The following is a 15806-nucleotide window of genomic DNA, read 5'->3' as shown; positions in this document are numbered from 1 at the left end:
CGGGCGTCTCCGGTTCGATTCCGTTCGGTGCGTGTCGATGCCCGTCGGTCGGCCTGCCCGGCCGCCGGCCTCAGTCGGCGGCGGCCAGCGCCCCGGCCGCCCGGCCCGGGCGGGCGGGGAGGGCCCGGGCGTCGGCCTCGGCCTCCTCGTCCAGGTAGGCCGAGACGCAGGACCAGTTCTTCACGTCCTCGCAGAGCCCGTTGAAGACCACGCCGACGATCGGCGCCCGGGACTGCTCCAGCATCGTCCGGGCCCGGACCACCGGGCGGAGGTCGTTCGCCCCGGCCCGGACGACCAGCACGGCGGCGTCGACCACCCGGCCGAGCATCCGGCAGTCGGCCAGGCCGAGGATCGCCGGGCCGTCCAGGATCACCCGGTCGTAGTGGCCGGAGACGGCGGCGATGAGCTGCTTCATCTCCAGGGCGCCGAGCACCTCGACCGGCACGCCCGAGGGGTCACCCGAGGGGAGGAAGTCGAGGTTCGGCTCGTCGGTCCGGACCACCGTCCGCTGCCAGGGCATCTCCCCCCGGAGCACGTCGACCAGGCCGAGGTCGTGGTCCCCCTCGTCGAAGACGGGGCGGAGGCTGGGGCGCCGGAGGTCGACCTCCAGCAGCAGGGTCCGCTCGCCGGACCGGGCGCAGGTGGCGGCCAGGTTCAGGGCGGTCGTGCTCTTCCCCTCGCCGGCCTTGGAGCTGGTGACCAGCAGGGTGACGGCCGGCTTGCCCTGCGGGCAGGTCAGGCCGACGAGGCTCGCCCTCAGGTTCCGGTAGGCGTCGGCTTCGGCCGACATCGGGGCCCCGGCCGTCCAGAGGTGGCCGCCGCGCTGGAGCCGGGCGGTCCGCCTCATGTGGGGGACGACCCCCAGCAGCGGCAGGGTCAGCCCGGTCGTCAACTGCTCGGGGGCCCGGACCGAGTGGTCGAGGTGCTCCAGCAGGAAGACCAGGCCGAGGCCCGATCCCATCGACATCAGGCCGACCAGCACCAGCAACATCGTGTAGCCCGGCCGCACCGGCTTGGTCGAGGCGGTGGCGAGCTGGACGACCTCGACCGGCTTGTTCTGGGTCTTGGAGAGGACCTCGAACTGGTCGATCTTCGCCTGGAGCGAGGCGATGGCCTCGGCGGTGCGGAGGCGTTCCTCGAGCTTGGTGTTGAACCGGTTGTGGTCGGCGGCGCCCCGCTGGATGTCCCGCATGACGGCCTGCTCCTCCTCGGTGATCCGGGTCAGCTCGCCGGTGAGCACCTCGCGGTACTGCGAGAAGTAGGCCTCGGCCGGCTCGCCCCGGGGGGAGGCGGCCTGAACGGTCGAGTCCCGGAGGGCATGGAGCTGGTCGTCGAGGTCCGCCTTCATGTTCATCAGGCGGTTGATCGCCGGGTCCCTCGGGTTGCGGACGATCCGGGTGACCTGGTCGATCTTCAGGTCCAGGGCCCGGCGGTCCTCCATCAGTTGGGACATCTCCCGCTGGTCGACGGCCAGGTGCGGGGCCTGCTCCTTCGGGAACATCCGGGCGAGGAAGAGCTGGTGCTGGAGCTGGTCGATGCTGATCTGCTTCTGCCGCTTCTCCAGGCCGAGCGACTCATACTGCTTGTGCAGGTGGTTGGTGCCGTCGGGCGAGAGGTTCGGGGACTGGGCCATCATCTCGCCGATGTCCCGGTTGATCCGGTCCAGCTCGTCGTACATCTTCTTGACGTTGTTCTCGGCGGCGATCCGGGAGTTGTCGATCTTGTCAGTAACCTCCGACTCGGCCGCCCGCTCGTACTCCTCGAGCCAGACGTTGAGGATCGTCGAGACCCGGTAGGGGTCGTCCCCTTCCAGGTGGATGTCGTAGACCGAGGTCCGGGGGAGCTGGTTGGTCTTCAGCTCCTTGATCAGCTCGATCGCCGGGTCCTCCTCCGACCTGATCGGCGGGCCGATCCGGGGGTTTTTCAGGGCGATCCGGACGATTTGGGGGTTGCGGAGCCTGGCCAGCAGGTTCGCCTCGTACTGCTCGGCGCGCATGGCGTTGAGGTTGATCTCCTCGTCGGCGAGCAGGCTAGCGAGGATCGAGTCGAACTGCGGCGGCATGACCTCGATCTGGGCCGACGCCCGGTAGACCGGCTTCAGCTTCAGGACGGCCACCGTGCCGATGGTCGCCAGAAGGCCGGTGACGAGCGTGAGCAGCCAGAACCGGCGACGCAGGGCGCGGAGGTAGTCGCCCGCCCCCTTGCCCTGCCCCTGGGGGTGGCCCGGGGCGTGCCCGAAGCCGGTCGGGTGGCCGGCGTGCACCGAGAGGGTCGGGGGGCCGCCCGGGGCGGGGGCCCGGTCGCTCGGGTGGGCGGGGAGGCCGCCGTAGGGGAGGATGGTCCGCTCCATGAATCACGCCCTTCCTGGGGGTCGTCGCGGTCAGTCGGTGTCGGGGGTCCGGGAGGAGCGGCCGGGGGCCCCGGCCGGCTCGGGCCAGCCGCTCGCCAGCCCGGCGGGGGTCGGGGAGAGCACCAGGGTGCCGCCCCTCGACTCCGCGTCGTCCTCCTCGCCGGGCTCCGACCCGGCGGGACGCCCGAGCGCCCCGTCGGCCGCCAGGCGGCCGAGGCGCTCGCTGCTGGCCAACGAGAGGCGCTGGAGGAAGCGGAAGGCGATGTCGGACGCGAGGTCCGAGCGGTCGCAGAGGTGGAGGTCCACGGTGAGCAGCGCGTCGCCGGCCCCGAAGAGTCGGAGGTTGGCCGTCGGCCCCGACACGAGGTCGACGCCGTCCCGGGGCCATCGGCCGAGGTCCAGCCGCTCGGCCGCGATCCCCTGCCCCCGGAAGGCCAGCCGGCAGGCGGTGCAGCCGAGGGCCTCGGCCGTCTCGGCGAGGATGCCCAGCACCCGTGTCGCGTCCGGGGCCAGCTCGACCCGCTGGATCGCCTCCCAGGTCGCCTTGGCGGCCCGGCGCTCCTGGCCGCCCCGGACCATCCGGGAGGCCAGGTCCTGCCGCAGCTCGGCCAGCTCGTTGCGGCGGCTGTAGAGGATCAGCACGAACGCCGAGCAGCCGGAGCTGCCCAGGATCAGGGCGAGCACGTCGCTCCGCATCGCCACCCCCAGCAGGACCACCCCGCAGAGGAACGCCGTGAAGCTGTAGAGCATCGCCGCCGCCTGCCTCGGGTTCAGCCCCAGGCCGATCAGGACGTGGTGGACGTGCCTGCGGTCGGCGGCCGTGAGCGGGAGGTTGCGGACCCAGCGCCGGAAGATGGCCAGGGCCGTGTCGGAGATCGGCAGCCCCATCGCCAGGATCGGCAGCAGGATCGAGACGGCCATCGTCCCCTTGAGCGAGCCCTGGATGCCGATCACGCCGATCAGCATGCCGATCAGCAGGCTGCCGCTGTCCCCCAGGAAGATGCAGGCCGGGTGCCAGTTGTAGAGCAGGAAGCCGGCGAGGCCGCCGGCGAGCGCCGCCCCCATCAGGGCCGACCCGTAGTTGGCCAGCGCGACGGCCACCAGCATCAGCGTGCCGGCCACGAGCAGGCCGACGCCGGAGGCGAGCCCGTCCATGCCGTCGATCAGGTTCCAGATGTTCATGCAGCCGAGGAACCAGAGCAGGGTGATCGCCACGCTCGGCAGGTCGATGAGCCACTCCCCCCCGCGTCCCGGCAGGACGAACGACATCGGCAGGCTCAGCGAGAGTTCCAGGCCGAGGATCTCGACCGACTCGATCCGGATGCCGCCGGCATAGAGCAGCAGGACCGCGACCCCCTGGACGACGAGCTTGGCCCGGGGGCCGACCCCGATCGTGTCGTCGACCACCCCCAGCGACAGGACGACGCCGGCCGCCAGGCCGATCCAGGGGAGCGAGTCGGCCCAGGCCCCCAGGCCCGGCCAGTCCGGCATCAGGCCGCCGAGGACCAGGGGCACCAGGCCCGAGGCCAGCCCCACGGCCAGGCCCAGGCCCCCCAATCTGGGGGTCGCCCCCTTGTGGATGCGGCGGAACTGGTCCGGGCGGTCGATCGCCCCGGCCAGGACGGCCAGTCGGGTGACGATCGGCGTGGCCAGCACGCAGCCGAGGAACGACAGCGCGAAGACGAGTAGGTAGGAATCGGGCGTCATGGACCGGCACCAGCTCCATCCGGCCCGGACGCGCGGAGCCGTCCCTTCGCCCGCCGGGGGCGCGGCTCGACTCGCTCGCATCCGTGCTCGAAAGCGAATCCTTTGATCCGGTACAACGGCGAGGGGGCCGCACTCGGCCGGGGCTCCCCGTCGATCCGGGGCGGGTCGGCACGAGGCCGACCCGGGGGCCCGGTCAACGTCGGGGGGCGGTTCGGCCGTTCCGGTGGGTCGCATTCATGGTCAGCGTGCTCCTTCCCTGATGTCGCGCTGAGGGTGTCGTCCGGGGGCGAGGTGGCCCGATCCGGGGCGAGGGTGCTGCGATCATTCCCTGATGAGCATCCTTGCCGGCCGGTCGATCGAGCGGCCGTAGTATGCCCTCGCCCGCGGGGCGGGTCAAGAGCGGATCCGGGCGGAACGGGACGGCCCCCGGCCGGGGGGACGCGGGGGAGTCGCGCGGGGCCGACCGGCCCCGCCCCGCGCCCCCCGGCCTTCGGATCCGAGGGCGATGGCCCGCTTCCTGCCCCGCCCCGCGTCCGCTATGGTGGCGGGGGGACGAACTCACCCGGGGCGACGACCGAATCGTGCGCGACCTCATCCTCGGCACCGCCGGACACATCGACCACGGCAAGACGGCGCTGGTCCGCGCCCTGACCGGGGTCGACACCGATCGGCTCCCGGCCGAGAAGCAGCGCGGGATCACGATCGACCTGGGCTTCGCCGCGCTCGACCTGGGAGGCGCCCGGCTCGGCTTGGTCGACGTGCCCGGGCACGAGCGGTTCATCCGCAACATGCTGGCCGGGGCCACGGGGTTCGACCTCGCCCTGCTCGTCGTCGCCGCCGACGACTCGGTGATGCCCCAGACCCGGGAGCACCTGGAGATCCTCCGCCTGCTCGGCCTCCGTTCCGGCCTGGTGGCGTTGACCAAGTGCGACCTCGCCGCCCCGGACTGGCTGGACCTCGTCTCGGAAGACGTCCGGGCGCTCGTCGCCGGGACGTTCCTGGAAGGGGCCCCGATCCTCCGGACCTCCTCGGCGACCGGCGAGGGGATCGACGCCCTCCGGGCCGCCCTGGCCGACGCCGTGCTCGCCCTGCCGGATCGGGCCGAGGAGGACCGGCCGTTCCGGATGGCGATCGACCGCTGCTTCACCGTGGCCGGGCACGGCACGGTGGTCACGGGCACGGTCGTGTCCGGGTCGGTGGCCGTGGGTGACGAGGTGGACTGGCTCCCCGAGGGCCGACCGGTCCGGGTCCGGGGCCTGCACCGCCACGACCGGGCGGCCGACCGGATCGCCCGGGGATCCCGGGCGGCGATCAACCTGGCGGGGGTGCACCACACCGAGATCCGCAGGGGACAGGAGCTGGCCTCCCCCGGGTTCCTGAGGCCGTCGACGGTCCTCTCGGCCTCGGTCCGGGCGTCGACGGACGCCCCCCGGCCGATCCGCCACCGGGGCCGGTATCGGGTCCACCTGGGGACGGCGGAGGTGGCCGCGTCGGTGGTCGTGTTCGACGGCCCGGAGCTGGCCCCGGGGTCGGAGGGGCTTGTCCAATTGTTCCTCTCCGAGCGGGTCGTCGCCGAGCACGGCCAGCCGTTCGTGATCCGGGAGGAGAGCCCCCCCTGGACCCTCGGCGGCGGCCGGATCCTCCAGCCGGTCGCCGCCCGGATCCGGCGCCGGGACCTCGACGGCCGGGGCCGGCTCGTCCGACTGTCGAGCGACGCCCCGATCGAACGGGCCGGGGCCGCCCTCTCGTCCTATCGGCTCGAGCCCTGGACCGACCACGACCTCGCCCGGGACGCCGGCCTCTCGCCGGGCGAGGTCGGGCGGATCGTCTCGGAGGCCCGGGAGGCGGGCGAGCTGGTCGACCTGCCCACCGGACCCCGCCGGTCGGTCCGCCTGACCCGCGCCTACCTGGCCGAGCTGGAGGACCGGGTGGTCCGGGCGGTCGAACGATTGCATCGGAGGAACCCGAGGCTCTCCGGGGTCCGGCGGTCGAGCGTGCTGGGGGAGCTGTCCGACCTGAGGAGCGAGTCCCTCGTGGCCGCCCTGATCGACCGCCTGGACGCCGCCCGACGCCTCTCGGCGACGGATCGGACGGTGTCGATCGCCGGATACCAGCCGCAACTGACCCAGGCCGAGCGTCGCCTGAAGAACGAGCTGCTGGAGGCCCACCGGGGGGCCGGATTCGCCCCCCCGCTCGCCTCGGAACTGGCGGAGAATGCCGGGCAGCGGGCGGCGATCGTCCCCGAGCTGCTCGACCTGCTGGCCGAGGAAGGGCACCTCGCCCCGGTCGAGCCGAGGGCGCTCTACCTCGACCCCGAGGCCGACGCGGAGCTGCGCCGACGGGTGGTCGGACGCCTCTCCTCCGAGGGCTCGACGATGACGATGGCCGACCTCCGGGACCTGCTCCGGACCAGCCGCAAGTATGCCGTGCCGATCGGCGAATACCTCGACCGCGTCGGCCTCACCCTCCGGGACGGGGACCTCCGACGCCTCGGCCCCGCAGCCTCGGGGGCCGACGATGCCCGACCGTGACGACCCCTCCCCGTTCCGCCGCTTACCGCCGGTCAACGAGCTGCTCGCCTCGGGCCCGCTGGCGGGATCGATCGACCGGCTCGGCCGGGACGCGGTCCTCTCGGCCGTCCGGTCGACCCTGGATGACGCCCGGTCCCGGATCGCCCGGGGGGAGGCGATCGAGGTCGACCCGGGGGCGCTGGCGAGGTCGGCCGCCGATCGCCTCGCCTCCGACCGGCCGATCCTGCGGCCGGTCATCAACGCCACCGGCATCCTGCTGCACACCGGGCTCGGCCGGGCGCCTCTGGCGAGGGAGGCGGTCGAGGCGGTCGCCCGGGTGGCGTCGGGGTATTGCAACCTGGAGTTCGACCTGGAGTCGGGGCATCGGGGTCGTCGGGCGGACGGGGTCGCCGGGCTGATCCGACGCCTGACCGGTGCCGAGGCGGCGACGGTCGTCAACAACAACGCCGGGGCCACGATGCTCGCGCTCCGGGCCCTGGCGACGGGCCGGGAGGTGGTCGTCTCCCGGGGGCAGCTGGTCGAGATCGGCGGCAGCTACCGGCTGCCGGAGGTCTTCGAGGCGTCGGGCGCCCGGCTCCGGGAGGTCGGCACCACGAACAGGACGAGGCTCTCGGACTACGAGCGGGCCATCGGCCCCGACACGGCCGCCCTGCTCCGGGTCCATCCGAGCAACTACCGGATCGTCGGCTTCACGGAGTCGGTCGGGATCTCGGAGCTGGCCGCGCTCGGCCGATCCCGGGGGGTCCTGACGATCGACGACGTCGGATCCGGGGCCCTCGGCCCCGGTCGCCCGCCGGTCGTGGTTGAGGAACCGACGGTGCTCGAAGGCGTGCAGGCCGGGGCCGACCTTGTGCTTTGCTCCGGCGACAAGCTGCTCGGCGGGCCGCAATGCGGGCTGTTGATCGGCCGGGAGGCGGTCATCCGCCGAATCGAGGCCGACCCGCTCATGCGGGCCCTCCGGGTCGACAAGATGACCCTGGCGGCGCTGGAGGCGACGCTCCGGATCGCCCTCGACCCGTCTCGGGCGAGCCGATCGATCCCGCTCTGGGCCTTCCTTGCGACGCCGGTCGAATCGCTCCGGGGCCGGGCCGATCGGCTGTCGGATCGGTTGCGGGAGGAGTTCGGACTGGGGGCGGCGTCGGCCGACTCGGTTTCCTACGTCGGCGGGGGCAGCGCGCCGGGCGAGGCGATCCCGTCGGTTTCGGTCCGCATCGAACCGCCCTTGCCGGGCCGGTGTCCTGGGGCATCGGAGGCGAGCCGGGCCCTCCGGGAGGGAGAGCCGGGTGTCGTCTGCCGGGTGCAGGCGGGGGCCCTCTGGTTCGACCTGAGGGCGGTCTTCGAGGAGGACGACGACCGCATCGCGGGGGCGATCGGGGCCGTCGTCCGGGGCTGATCGCCTTGCCCGAAGGGGAGGAGACCGCCTAGGATACCACCGTTCGGTGGGAAGTCGGGATCGGGCCGATCGGGGGAGCGAGGGGATCATGGCGCGTCGGGTGGTGCTGGCGATGAGCGGCGGCGTGGACAGCTCGGTGGCCGCTCATCTGCTCAAGCGAGACGGGTATGACGTGATCGGCCTCTTCATGAGGACCGGGGCGCATGTCGACCAGCCCGAGCGCCGGGCCAAGACCTGCTGCAGCGCCACCGATGCGATCGACGCCCAGAAGGTCGCCGACCGGTTGGACATCCCCTTCTTCGCCCTCGACTTCGAGCGCGACTTCGGCCGGATCATGGACGACTTCGCCGACGAGTACCTCGCCGGGCGGACCCCCAACCCCTGCGTCCTCTGCAACGTCTGGCTGAAGTTCGGCAAGCTCTGGGCCTACGGGAAGCAGGTCGGGGCCGACTTCGTCGCCACCGGGCACCACGCCCGGATCGGCGCCGACGGCGGGGAGTACCCCCGGATCCGACGGGCCGTCGACCCGGGCAAGGACCAGTCGTACGTCCTGTCCGGCCTGCGTCGGGAGCTGCTCCCCCACGTGCTCCTTCCTGTCGGCGGCTCCACCAAGGCCGAGATCCGGGAGATGGCCCGGGAGCTGGCCCTGCCGGTCCACGACAAGCAGGACAGCCAGGAGATCTGCTTCATCCCCGACGACGATTACCTGGGGTTCGTCCGACGACGTCGTCCCGGGTCGAGCGAGCCGGGGGCGATCGTGGACGAGCAGGGGTCGAAGGTCGGCGAGCATGGGGGGATCGAGGCGTTCACGATCGGCCAGCGGAAGGGGCTGGGGATCGCCTTCGGTGAGCCCCGATACGTCGTGGGCATCGAGCCGACGACCAGGACGGTGACGGTCGGGAGCCGGGAGTCGCTGGAACGGCCGGGCCTGGAGGCGAGCCGGTTCAACTGGCAGATCCCGAGGCCGGCGGGGCCGATCCCCTGCCTCGCCCAGATCCGGGCGAGGCACCGGGCGGTCTCGGCGGTCGTCGAGCCGGCGGAGGGGGACCGGGCCGTCGTACGGTTCGAGGAGCCCCAGCCGGCCGTCACCCCGGGGCAGATCGTCGCCGTGTACGAAGGGGAGGCGCTGCTGGGCGGGGGCTGGATCGACCGGGCGATCGGGCCCGATGTTGCGTGAGGTCAACGCCCGCGTCAGGGTTCGACCTCGACCCGGTCACGACCCAAATTCTTTGCGCGTACCAATGCCAGATCGGCACGCTTGAAAAGCGAAGCGGCCGACTCTCCTGCCCTGAGGCAGGCGACGCCGAAGCTGGCGGTCAGGGACCCGTCGAGCGGCCCGAGCGGCCGGCCGGAGAGGGCGACCCGCAATCGATCGGCGACGGCCCGGCCGCCGTCGAGGCCCGTCTCGGGTAGCAGCACCACGAATTCCTCGCCCCCGAAGCGGAAGATTCTGTCGACCGGCCGGATCTGCTCGCCGAGGGTCCGGGCGGCGGCCCGGAGCACCCGGTCCCCCTCGGGGTGGCCGAAGGTGTCGTTGATCGCCTTGAATTCGTCGAGGTCGACCACGATGCAACAGCAACTCCTCGTCGGCTGAAGCCGGCCTTCGCGGGCCGCCTGCTTCAGCCATCGGATCCCCTGTCGCCGGTTGGCCAGGCCGGTCAGCGGATCGGTCCGGGCCTCGCGGCGGGCCTTCTCGACCAGGCGGCCCATGCGATCGGAGCGCGCGAGATGCCGCTTCAGCAGGGACAGTTCCCGGGCCAGTTCCCGGGCGGAGCCGAGGGCATCGGCGTCGACCTCGGGCATCGCCAGCAGCCAGAGCCGGCCGTCGGGCTCCCGATGGGCCAGGCCGATCAGGCGGAGGGTCGGCCCCCCGCCCCGGATCCGCAGCCGGATCGGCCGGGGGCGGCCGCCCGGCCGGAGCCGATCGATCAGCGACCGCCACCGCCGGGCGGACGGCCCGGTCATCAATTCGGCCAGCGGGACCGGGCCCGGGTCGGGCATCCGGGAGGCGAGGCGATCGCCCGCTTCGAGGACGATCCCGTCGGCGTCGAGCCGGGCGATGACGCCGCCGCACGACCCGGCCAGGAACCGGGAGACGATCGGCCCGGCGATCGGGTGGACGGGTCCGCCCTGGGAGTCGAGGTCGTCCATCGGCGTCTCGGGTTCGCCGGGAACCCGGGCCCTCGGGGGAAACGGGGTGGGGGCGGTGCCTTCGAGGTCCCGGGGTCGTATGGTCGCCATTGAGGATACCCGCGGGGCGGGCCGGGGTCGATCGGCGACGAGCCGGGGGCCCGGCCCATCGGCCCGCCGGGCGGGGGTCTCCGAGACAACCGGGCCCGGAGCGGGTCCCATTCGCATCGATTCGCATCGAAGAGGGATGATCCATGTACCAGGAGATGACGCGCGGCATCCCCGCGACCACCGCGGACCCGAAAGCCGGGGTCGATGTCGCATGGACCCGCGCCAGGGCCTCCGACAAGGCCCGGCGTGCCGCCCAGGCGAGCCACGCCAGCGGCCGTCGCCGGAACGTCGACCCGACCACCACGGACCGGGACTACTCCCCCGAGGAGATGGAGTTCCTCCGGGCGATGCAGGAGTACAAGCGGCGGAGCGGCCGGATGTTCCCGACCTGGAGCGAGGTGCTGGAGGTCCTCCTGAGCCTCGGCTATCGCAAGCCGATGGAGGCCGAGGAGCACGCCCTGGCCGGGCCCGAGCCCGCGGGCCTGTCGCTCCGCTGATCGGCGTCGGACCCCGGGGGCGGGGGGGCGGGCGGCCGTCCCCCGGCGATCGGCGTCGGTTGACAAGGCGAAGCCCCGGGTTCTATGGTGGTGCCCGGCCCTCGTCGCGTCGACGACGCCCCTCCCCGGCCTGACACCCGCGAGCAGCCGCCCGTCCATGAGCGTCCGGACCCGATTCGCCCCCAGCCCGACCGGGTTCCTCCACATCGGAGGCGTCCGCACGGCCCTGTTCAACTGGCTGCTCGCCCGGCACCACGGCGGCCGGTTCATCCTCCGGATCGACGACACCGACCAGCAGCGGCACGTCGAGCGCGCCGTCGGGCTGATCCTCGACGGATTCCGCTGGATGGGCATGGACTGGGACGAGGGCCCCGGCGTGGGGGGCCCCCACGGGCCGTACTACCAGTCGGAGCGCGGGGACCTCTATCGCGAGGCCGCGGAGACGCTGGTCGCCGCCGGGGTCGCCTACCGGGACTACTCGACCGAGTCCGAGCGCGCCGCCGACAAGGCCGCCGCCGAGGCCGAGAAGCGGGCCTATCGCTTCCGCCGCAAGCCGCTGACCGACGAGCAGCAAGCCCGGTACGAGGCCGAGGGGAAGCCCTTCGCCCTCCGCTTCGAGGTGCCCCAGGGCAGGACGCTGGTCCTGCAGGACGAGATCAAGGGGCCCGTCGAGATGCGGACCGAGGAGGTGTCGGACTTCGTGATCGTCCGCCCCGACGGCTCCCCGCTCTACAACTTCGCCTCGGTGGTCGACGACGCGTCGATGCGGATCTCCCACGTCGTCCGGGCCGAGGAGCACCTGACCAACACCTTCCCGCAGCTGTTGATCTTCGAGGCGCTCGGCTACACGCTGCCGACCTTCGCCCACGTGCCCTACGTGGCCGCGCCCGGCTCGAAGAAGAAGCTGTCGAAGCGGGACGGGGCGGTGGGCCTGCACGAGTTCATCAACGACGGGTACCTGCCCGAGGGGATGATGAACTACCTCGCCCGGCTCGGCTGGAGCTACGACGAGACAAGCGAGATCTTCTCCCGGGCCGAGCTGATCGAGAAGTTCACGCTCGATCGCGTGAACAGCTCCCCCGCCAGCCACGACCCGGACAAGCTCTTCTGGATCGAGGGGGAGTGGATGAAGGCGGCGGGCCTCGACCGCAAGCTCGCGCTGACCGCCCCCTACGTCACGCACGCCGACGAGTGGGCGGCCTACGCCAGGCGCCGCAAGGACCGCACGGAGGACCCACCCTCGGCCGAGGACCAGGAGATCCTCCCCTTCCTCCGGGAGCCCGCCGAGGTCCCCGGGGAGGAGGCCCCGCGGTTCCGGGCGGTGATCGAGGCGTTGGGCGACCGGCTCAAGGTGGCCTCCGACATCGTCAAGCTCGGCCGCTACTTCTTCACCGAGGAGCTGACCTACGACCCCGATGCCGTTAAGAAGCGGCTGAAGAAGGAAGGGGTGCCCGAGATCCTGGCCGACGTCGAGGCCCTGCTCGGCGAGGTCGAGCCGTTCGACCTGGAGACGCTGGAGGAGCGGATCAAGGCGTACGCCGAGTCCAAGGGGGAGGGGGTCGGCAAGGTCGTCAACGCCGTCCGTGTGGCGACGACCGGCCAGGGCGTCGGCCCCGGCCTCTACGATTGCCTGGTCATCCTCGGCCGGGAGTCCTGCATCCGGCGGATCTCCCAGACCAGGCAGATGCTCGCCGAGGCCTCGACGTGAGGTCGAGCGGCGGGATCGGCCCCAGGCCACGAGGCATCCGATGTCGAGGCGCCTCCGGATCGCGATCTTCGCCCTCGCCGCCGCCCTGATCGCCCTGGAGCTGGGCCTGAGGTCCATGCGGGGCCCCCGGGTCGAGGTCGTCGTCGAGAACCGGACGGGGCAGCGGGTCGGCTCACTGGCCGTCGGGACGCTCGGGCGGCAGATCCCGGTCTCCCCCTTGGTCGACGGCGGGCGGGTGGAGCTGGACGTCCTCGCCTCGGGCTCGTCGCCGCTGATCCTCCGCTACCGGGACGATGGCGACCTGCCCCGGTCCCTGGAGCTGCCCTCGTTCGAGGGGAAACGCCTCCGAGGCGAGGGGCTCCGGTTCGTGGTCGTCCTGCTGCCCGACGGCGAGGTCTCGGATTACAACGAGGACGACCCCTCGGCCTCTGCCCGATTCAAGGCCTTCCTCCGGAAGCGGACCCCCCTCGCGTTGCCGTCCCCCTTCTGACATCCCACCCCGAACGATCCTGAGAAAGGGAATCGAGAACCCATGCGAACGTTCGTCACCGGGTCGATCGCCTACGACTACATCATGGTCTTCCCCGGGAAGTTCCGGGAGCACATCCTCCCGGAGAAGATGCACGTGCTGAGCGTGTCCTTCCTGGTCGACTCCCTGAAGCGGCAGCGGGGCGGCACCGGGGCGAACATCGCCTACAACCTTGCCCTGCTGGGCAACCGTCCCAAGCTCGTCGGCGCCGTCGGCGAGGACTTCGGCGAGTACCGCCAGTGGCTGGAGCGGCACGGCGTCGACCTGGAGGGGGTCCGGGCCATCTCCGGGGAATTCACCTCGTCCTGCTTCATCAACAACGACCTGCAGGACAACCAGATCACCGCCTTCTACCCCGGGGCGATGTCCCACGCGGCGTCCGTCTCCCCGCTGGAGTTCGGCGCAACCACCCGGGACCTGGTCGTCATCGCCCCGAACTCGCCGGAGGCGATGGCCCGGTACGCCGCCGAGTGCACCGAGCGGGGCATCCCCTACCTCTACGACCCCACGATGCAGCTCCCCCGCCTGTCCAAGGAGGAGTTCGAGGAGGGCTGCAAGGGGGCCAAGGTCCTCATCGGCAACGACTACGAGTTCGGCATGATGGCCGAGAAGCTCGGCGTGGCGGAGAAGGAGCTGCACAGCCGGGTTCCGATCACCGTCATCACCCGGGGGGAGGCCGGCGCCACCATCGTGGCCGAGGGAACGACCTACGACATCCCCGCCGCCAAGCCCGAGAAGGTGGTGGACCCCACCGGGGCCGGCGACGCCTTCCGGGCCGGGTTGATCACCGGAATGGCCCGGGGCTTCTCCTGGGAGACCGCAGGCCGGATCGCCGCCCTGACGGCCGTCCACGCGGTCGAACACATGGGGCCCCAGGAGCACGGCTACTCCATCGAGCAGTTCGTCGAGCGCTACCGGGCCAACTTCGGCCCGTCGGACGAGGTCGACGCGCTGCTCGACGGCTCCGCCGTCTCGGCCTGACCCACCCGATCGGAGCGAGGCGAGCGATGGCCGGGACGACCCGCACGTTCATCGCCGTTCCCCTGCCCGAGCAGACCCGACTCGCCGTCGAGCGGCTCCAGGAGTCGCTCCGCGGCGAGTTCCCCGGCCTGCGCCTGACCGCCTCACGGCAACTCCACCTCACGCTCGCCTTCCTCGGCGACGTACCGACCGGCGACCTCGACCGTCTCTGCGACGCCGTCTCGGCCGCTGTCGCCCCCCTCCCCCCGTTCGAACTGGTGGTCGGCGGGCTTGGCGCCTTCCCCAATCCCGCCCGGGCCCGGGTCCTCTGGGCCGGGATCGCCGGGGAGGCGCTGCCGAGGCTCGACGAATTGCATCGGGAGGTCCTCCGGGCCGCCCGGTCCGTCGGACATCCGCCGGACGACCTCCGGTTCCACCCCCACGTCACCGTCGCCCGGTCGAAGGCCGGCCGGGGGCCCGGCCCGGACGCCCGACCGGCCTGCGAGGCCCACCGGGCCTGGCTGGCCGGCCCCCTGCCGATCGGGACGGTGGAGACGGTCGCCTCGGTCCTGACCCGGGACGGGCCCGTCTACTCCGTGCTGCGGCCCTCGCCGCTGATCGGATCCTCGGCTTGACTGCGCCCCCTTTCGTGCGGTAGACTAGTGTGCTTGCGTACAGGAACGATGCCCGAAGCGGACCCGAGGGAGGCGATGCCGTGGCCCGGAAGTCCAGTGCGAGTGCGGCGGCGGCGACGGATTCGAAGGCGCCGGCCTCGGCGTCGGCCGAGCAGAAGGCGTTGAACACGACCCTGAGCCAGATCGAGAAGACCTTCGGCGCCGGCGCGATCATGAAGCTCGGGTCGCAGAGTCACCTTAACATCGAGGGGATCTCGACCGGGGCGCTGTCGCTGGACCTGGCCCTCGGCGGCCGGGGGCTGCCCCGGGGTCGGATCATCGAGCTGTTCGGGCCGGAGTCGAGCGGCAAGACGACCATCGCCCTGCACGCGATCGGCAGCGCCCAGCGCCTGGGGGGCGTGGCGGCCGTCATCGACGCAGAGCACGCGCTGGACCCCGCCTGGTGCAAGAAGCTGGGCGTGGATATCGAGAACCTGCTGATCAACCAGCCCAGCTCCGCCGAGGAGGCGCTGCAGGTGGCCGAGATGCTGGTGATGTCCAACGCCCTGGACATCATCGTCATCGACTCGGTCGCCGCCCTGGTGCCCAGGGCCGAGATCGAGGGGGAGATCGGCGACAGCTTCGTCGGCGTGCAGGCCCGACTGATGAGCCAGGCGCTGCGGAAGCTGACGGGGGCGGTCTCGCGGTCGAAGTGCGTCCTGATCTTCATCAACCAGATCCGGGAGAAGATCGGCGTGATGTTCGGCAGCCCTGAGACGACCCCGGGCGGCCGGGCCCTGAAGTTCTACAGCTCGTGCCGGATCGACGTGAGGCGGATCGGCGCGGTCAAGGACGGCGAGGACGTGGTCGGCAGCCGGGTGAAGGTCAAGATCGTCAAGAACAAGGTCGCCCCGCCCTTCCGGGTCTGCGAGTTCGACATGATGTACGACCACGGCATCAGTCGGGAGGGAGACCTGATGGACCTGGCGATCGCCGACAAGATCGTCGAGAAGTCGGGCTCGTGGTTCAACTACGGCGACACCCGGCTCGGCCAGGGTCGGGAGAACGCCAAGGCGTTCTTCCGGGATAACCCTGCCCTCGCCGACGAGATCGCCGCCAAGATCCTGGCCAAGCGGAGCGTCGGTGAGGTGGACTTCGCCCCGGTCGGCAGCAACGGTGAGGTGGCCGACGAGGAGGAGGACGAGTCGTTCGAGGAGGAGGCCTGACCGGCCGGACGGGCCGGGGTCGCCCGCCAATCCAGGCGGCCCGGCCCTCG

Annotated in this window: 12 protein-coding genes; 9 read left to right on the top strand and 3 right to left on the bottom strand. The window is 72.1% G+C overall.

Features of this window, described 5'->3' with window-relative positions; translation table 11 throughout:
• Nucleotides 1-70: 70 nt before the first annotated feature.
• Nucleotides 71-2350, bottom strand: coding sequence for a polysaccharide biosynthesis tyrosine autokinase (locus tag ElP_RS08205; protein WP_145268229.1), 2280 nt, complete (start codon nucleotides 2348-2350; stop codon nucleotides 71-73).
• Between the two features lie 30 nt (nucleotides 2351-2380).
• A complete protein-coding gene (locus ElP_RS08200; RefSeq protein ID WP_145268227.1) occupies nucleotides 2381-4057 on the bottom strand; it encodes an MraY family glycosyltransferase in 1677 nt (558 codons plus the stop codon).
• Nucleotides 4058-4638: 581 nt separating this feature from the next.
• On the opposite strand from ElP_RS08200, the gene selB reads away from it, so the two are divergent.
• From selB to mnmA, 3 genes are all read left to right on the top strand, one after another.
• Nucleotides 4639-6588, top strand: coding sequence for a selenocysteine-specific translation elongation factor (gene selB, locus ElP_RS08195; RefSeq protein ID WP_197446813.1), 1950 nt, complete (start codon nucleotides 4639-4641; stop codon nucleotides 6586-6588).
• Nucleotides 6575-7981: an L-seryl-tRNA(Sec) selenium transferase gene (gene selA, locus ElP_RS08190; protein ID WP_197446812.1), complete on the top strand. Its 1407-nt coding sequence runs from the start codon at nucleotides 6575-6577 to the stop codon at nucleotides 7979-7981. Before selB ends, selA begins: the two co-directional genes overlap by 14 nt.
• Before the next feature lie 88 nt (nucleotides 7982-8069).
• Nucleotides 8070-9158 carry a tRNA 2-thiouridine(34) synthase MnmA gene (gene mnmA / locus ElP_RS08185; protein ID WP_145268221.1) on the top strand — a complete coding sequence of 363 codons (1089 nt, stop codon included), beginning with the start codon at nucleotides 8070-8072 and terminating at the stop codon, nucleotides 9156-9158.
• A gap of 14 nt (nucleotides 9159-9172) precedes the next feature.
• Here the strand turns inward: mnmA and ElP_RS08180 are convergent, their stop codons facing one another.
• The gene (locus ElP_RS08180; RefSeq protein WP_145268220.1) at nucleotides 9173-10132 is read right to left on the bottom strand and encodes a GGDEF domain-containing protein; all 960 of its coding nucleotides are present in this window, start codon (nucleotides 10130-10132) and stop codon (nucleotides 9173-9175) included.
• A gap of 233 nt (nucleotides 10133-10365) precedes the next feature.
• Between ElP_RS08180 and ElP_RS37730 the strand changes: the two genes are divergently transcribed.
• The 6 genes from ElP_RS37730 (at nucleotide 10366) to recA (ending at nucleotide 15756) form a co-directional block, all read left to right on the top strand.
• Entirely contained in the window at nucleotides 10366-10719 is a 354-nt protein-coding gene (locus tag ElP_RS37730; RefSeq protein WP_197447148.1) for a hypothetical protein, read from the top strand.
• A 157-nt stretch (nucleotides 10720-10876) separates the two neighbouring features.
• A complete protein-coding gene (gene gltX, locus ElP_RS08170) occupies nucleotides 10877-12427 on the top strand; it encodes a glutamate--tRNA ligase (protein ID WP_145268218.1) in 1551 nt (516 codons plus the stop codon).
• Between the two features lie 40 nt (nucleotides 12428-12467).
• The gene (locus tag ElP_RS08165; protein ID WP_145268216.1) at nucleotides 12468-12917 is read left to right on the top strand and encodes a hypothetical protein; all 450 of its coding nucleotides are present in this window, start codon (nucleotides 12468-12470) and stop codon (nucleotides 12915-12917) included.
• A 42-nt stretch (nucleotides 12918-12959) separates the two neighbouring features.
• Nucleotides 12960-13937 carry a carbohydrate kinase family protein gene (locus ElP_RS08160; protein ID WP_145268213.1) on the top strand — a complete coding sequence of 326 codons (978 nt, stop codon included), beginning with the start codon at nucleotides 12960-12962 and terminating at the stop codon, nucleotides 13935-13937.
• A 26-nt stretch (nucleotides 13938-13963) separates the two neighbouring features.
• Complete coding sequence (gene thpR / locus ElP_RS08155; RefSeq protein ID WP_145268211.1) at nucleotides 13964-14551, top strand: RNA 2',3'-cyclic phosphodiesterase; 588 nt, start codon at nucleotides 13964-13966, stop codon at nucleotides 14549-14551.
• An 80-nt stretch (nucleotides 14552-14631) separates the two neighbouring features.
• Nucleotides 14632-15756 (top strand): recombinase RecA, encoded by a 1125-nt coding sequence (recA, locus tag ElP_RS08150; RefSeq protein WP_145268209.1) that lies wholly within the window; start codon nucleotides 14632-14634, stop codon nucleotides 15754-15756.
• Nucleotides 15757-15806: the final 50 nt, after the last annotated feature.

Origin of the sequence: Tautonia plasticadhaerens (assembly GCF_007752535.1) — a bacterium.
Taxonomy (GTDB): Bacteria; Planctomycetota; Planctomycetia; order Isosphaerales; family Isosphaeraceae; genus Tautonia; species Tautonia plasticadhaerens.
The sequence above is the reverse complement of the archived record's forward strand: the minus strand, read 5'-3'. Positions and strand labels throughout refer to the sequence as shown.

What these genes read in the sequence shown, in the direction of transcription:
- ElP_RS08200 (WP_145268227.1), bottom strand. Translation starts at nt 4,057, where the DNA reads ATGACGCCCGATTCCTACCTACTCGTCTTCGCGCTGTCGTTCCTCGGC.
- thpR (WP_145268211.1), top strand. Translation starts at nt 13,964, where the DNA reads ATGGCCGGGACGACCCGCACGTTCATCGCCGTTCCCCTGCCCGAGCAG.
- ElP_RS08205 (WP_145268229.1), bottom strand. Translation starts at nt 2,350, where the DNA reads ATGGAGCGGACCATCCTCCCCTACGGCGGCCTCCCCGCCCACCCGAGC.
- selA (WP_197446812.1), top strand. Translation starts at nt 6,575, where the DNA reads ATGCCCGACCGTGACGACCCCTCCCCGTTCCGCCGCTTACCGCCGGTC.
- ElP_RS08180 (WP_145268220.1), bottom strand. Translation starts at nt 10,132, where the DNA reads ATGGACGACCTCGACTCCCAGGGCGGACCCGTCCACCCGATCGCCGGG.
- gltX (WP_145268218.1), top strand. Translation starts at nt 10,877, where the DNA reads ATGAGCGTCCGGACCCGATTCGCCCCCAGCCCGACCGGGTTCCTCCAC.
- mnmA (WP_145268221.1), top strand. Translation starts at nt 8,070, where the DNA reads ATGGCGCGTCGGGTGGTGCTGGCGATGAGCGGCGGCGTGGACAGCTCG.
- ElP_RS08165 (WP_145268216.1), top strand. Translation starts at nt 12,468, where the DNA reads ATGTCGAGGCGCCTCCGGATCGCGATCTTCGCCCTCGCCGCCGCCCTG.
- ElP_RS08160 (WP_145268213.1), top strand. Translation starts at nt 12,960, where the DNA reads ATGCGAACGTTCGTCACCGGGTCGATCGCCTACGACTACATCATGGTC.
- ElP_RS37730 (WP_197447148.1), top strand. Translation starts at nt 10,366, where the DNA reads ATGTACCAGGAGATGACGCGCGGCATCCCCGCGACCACCGCGGACCCG.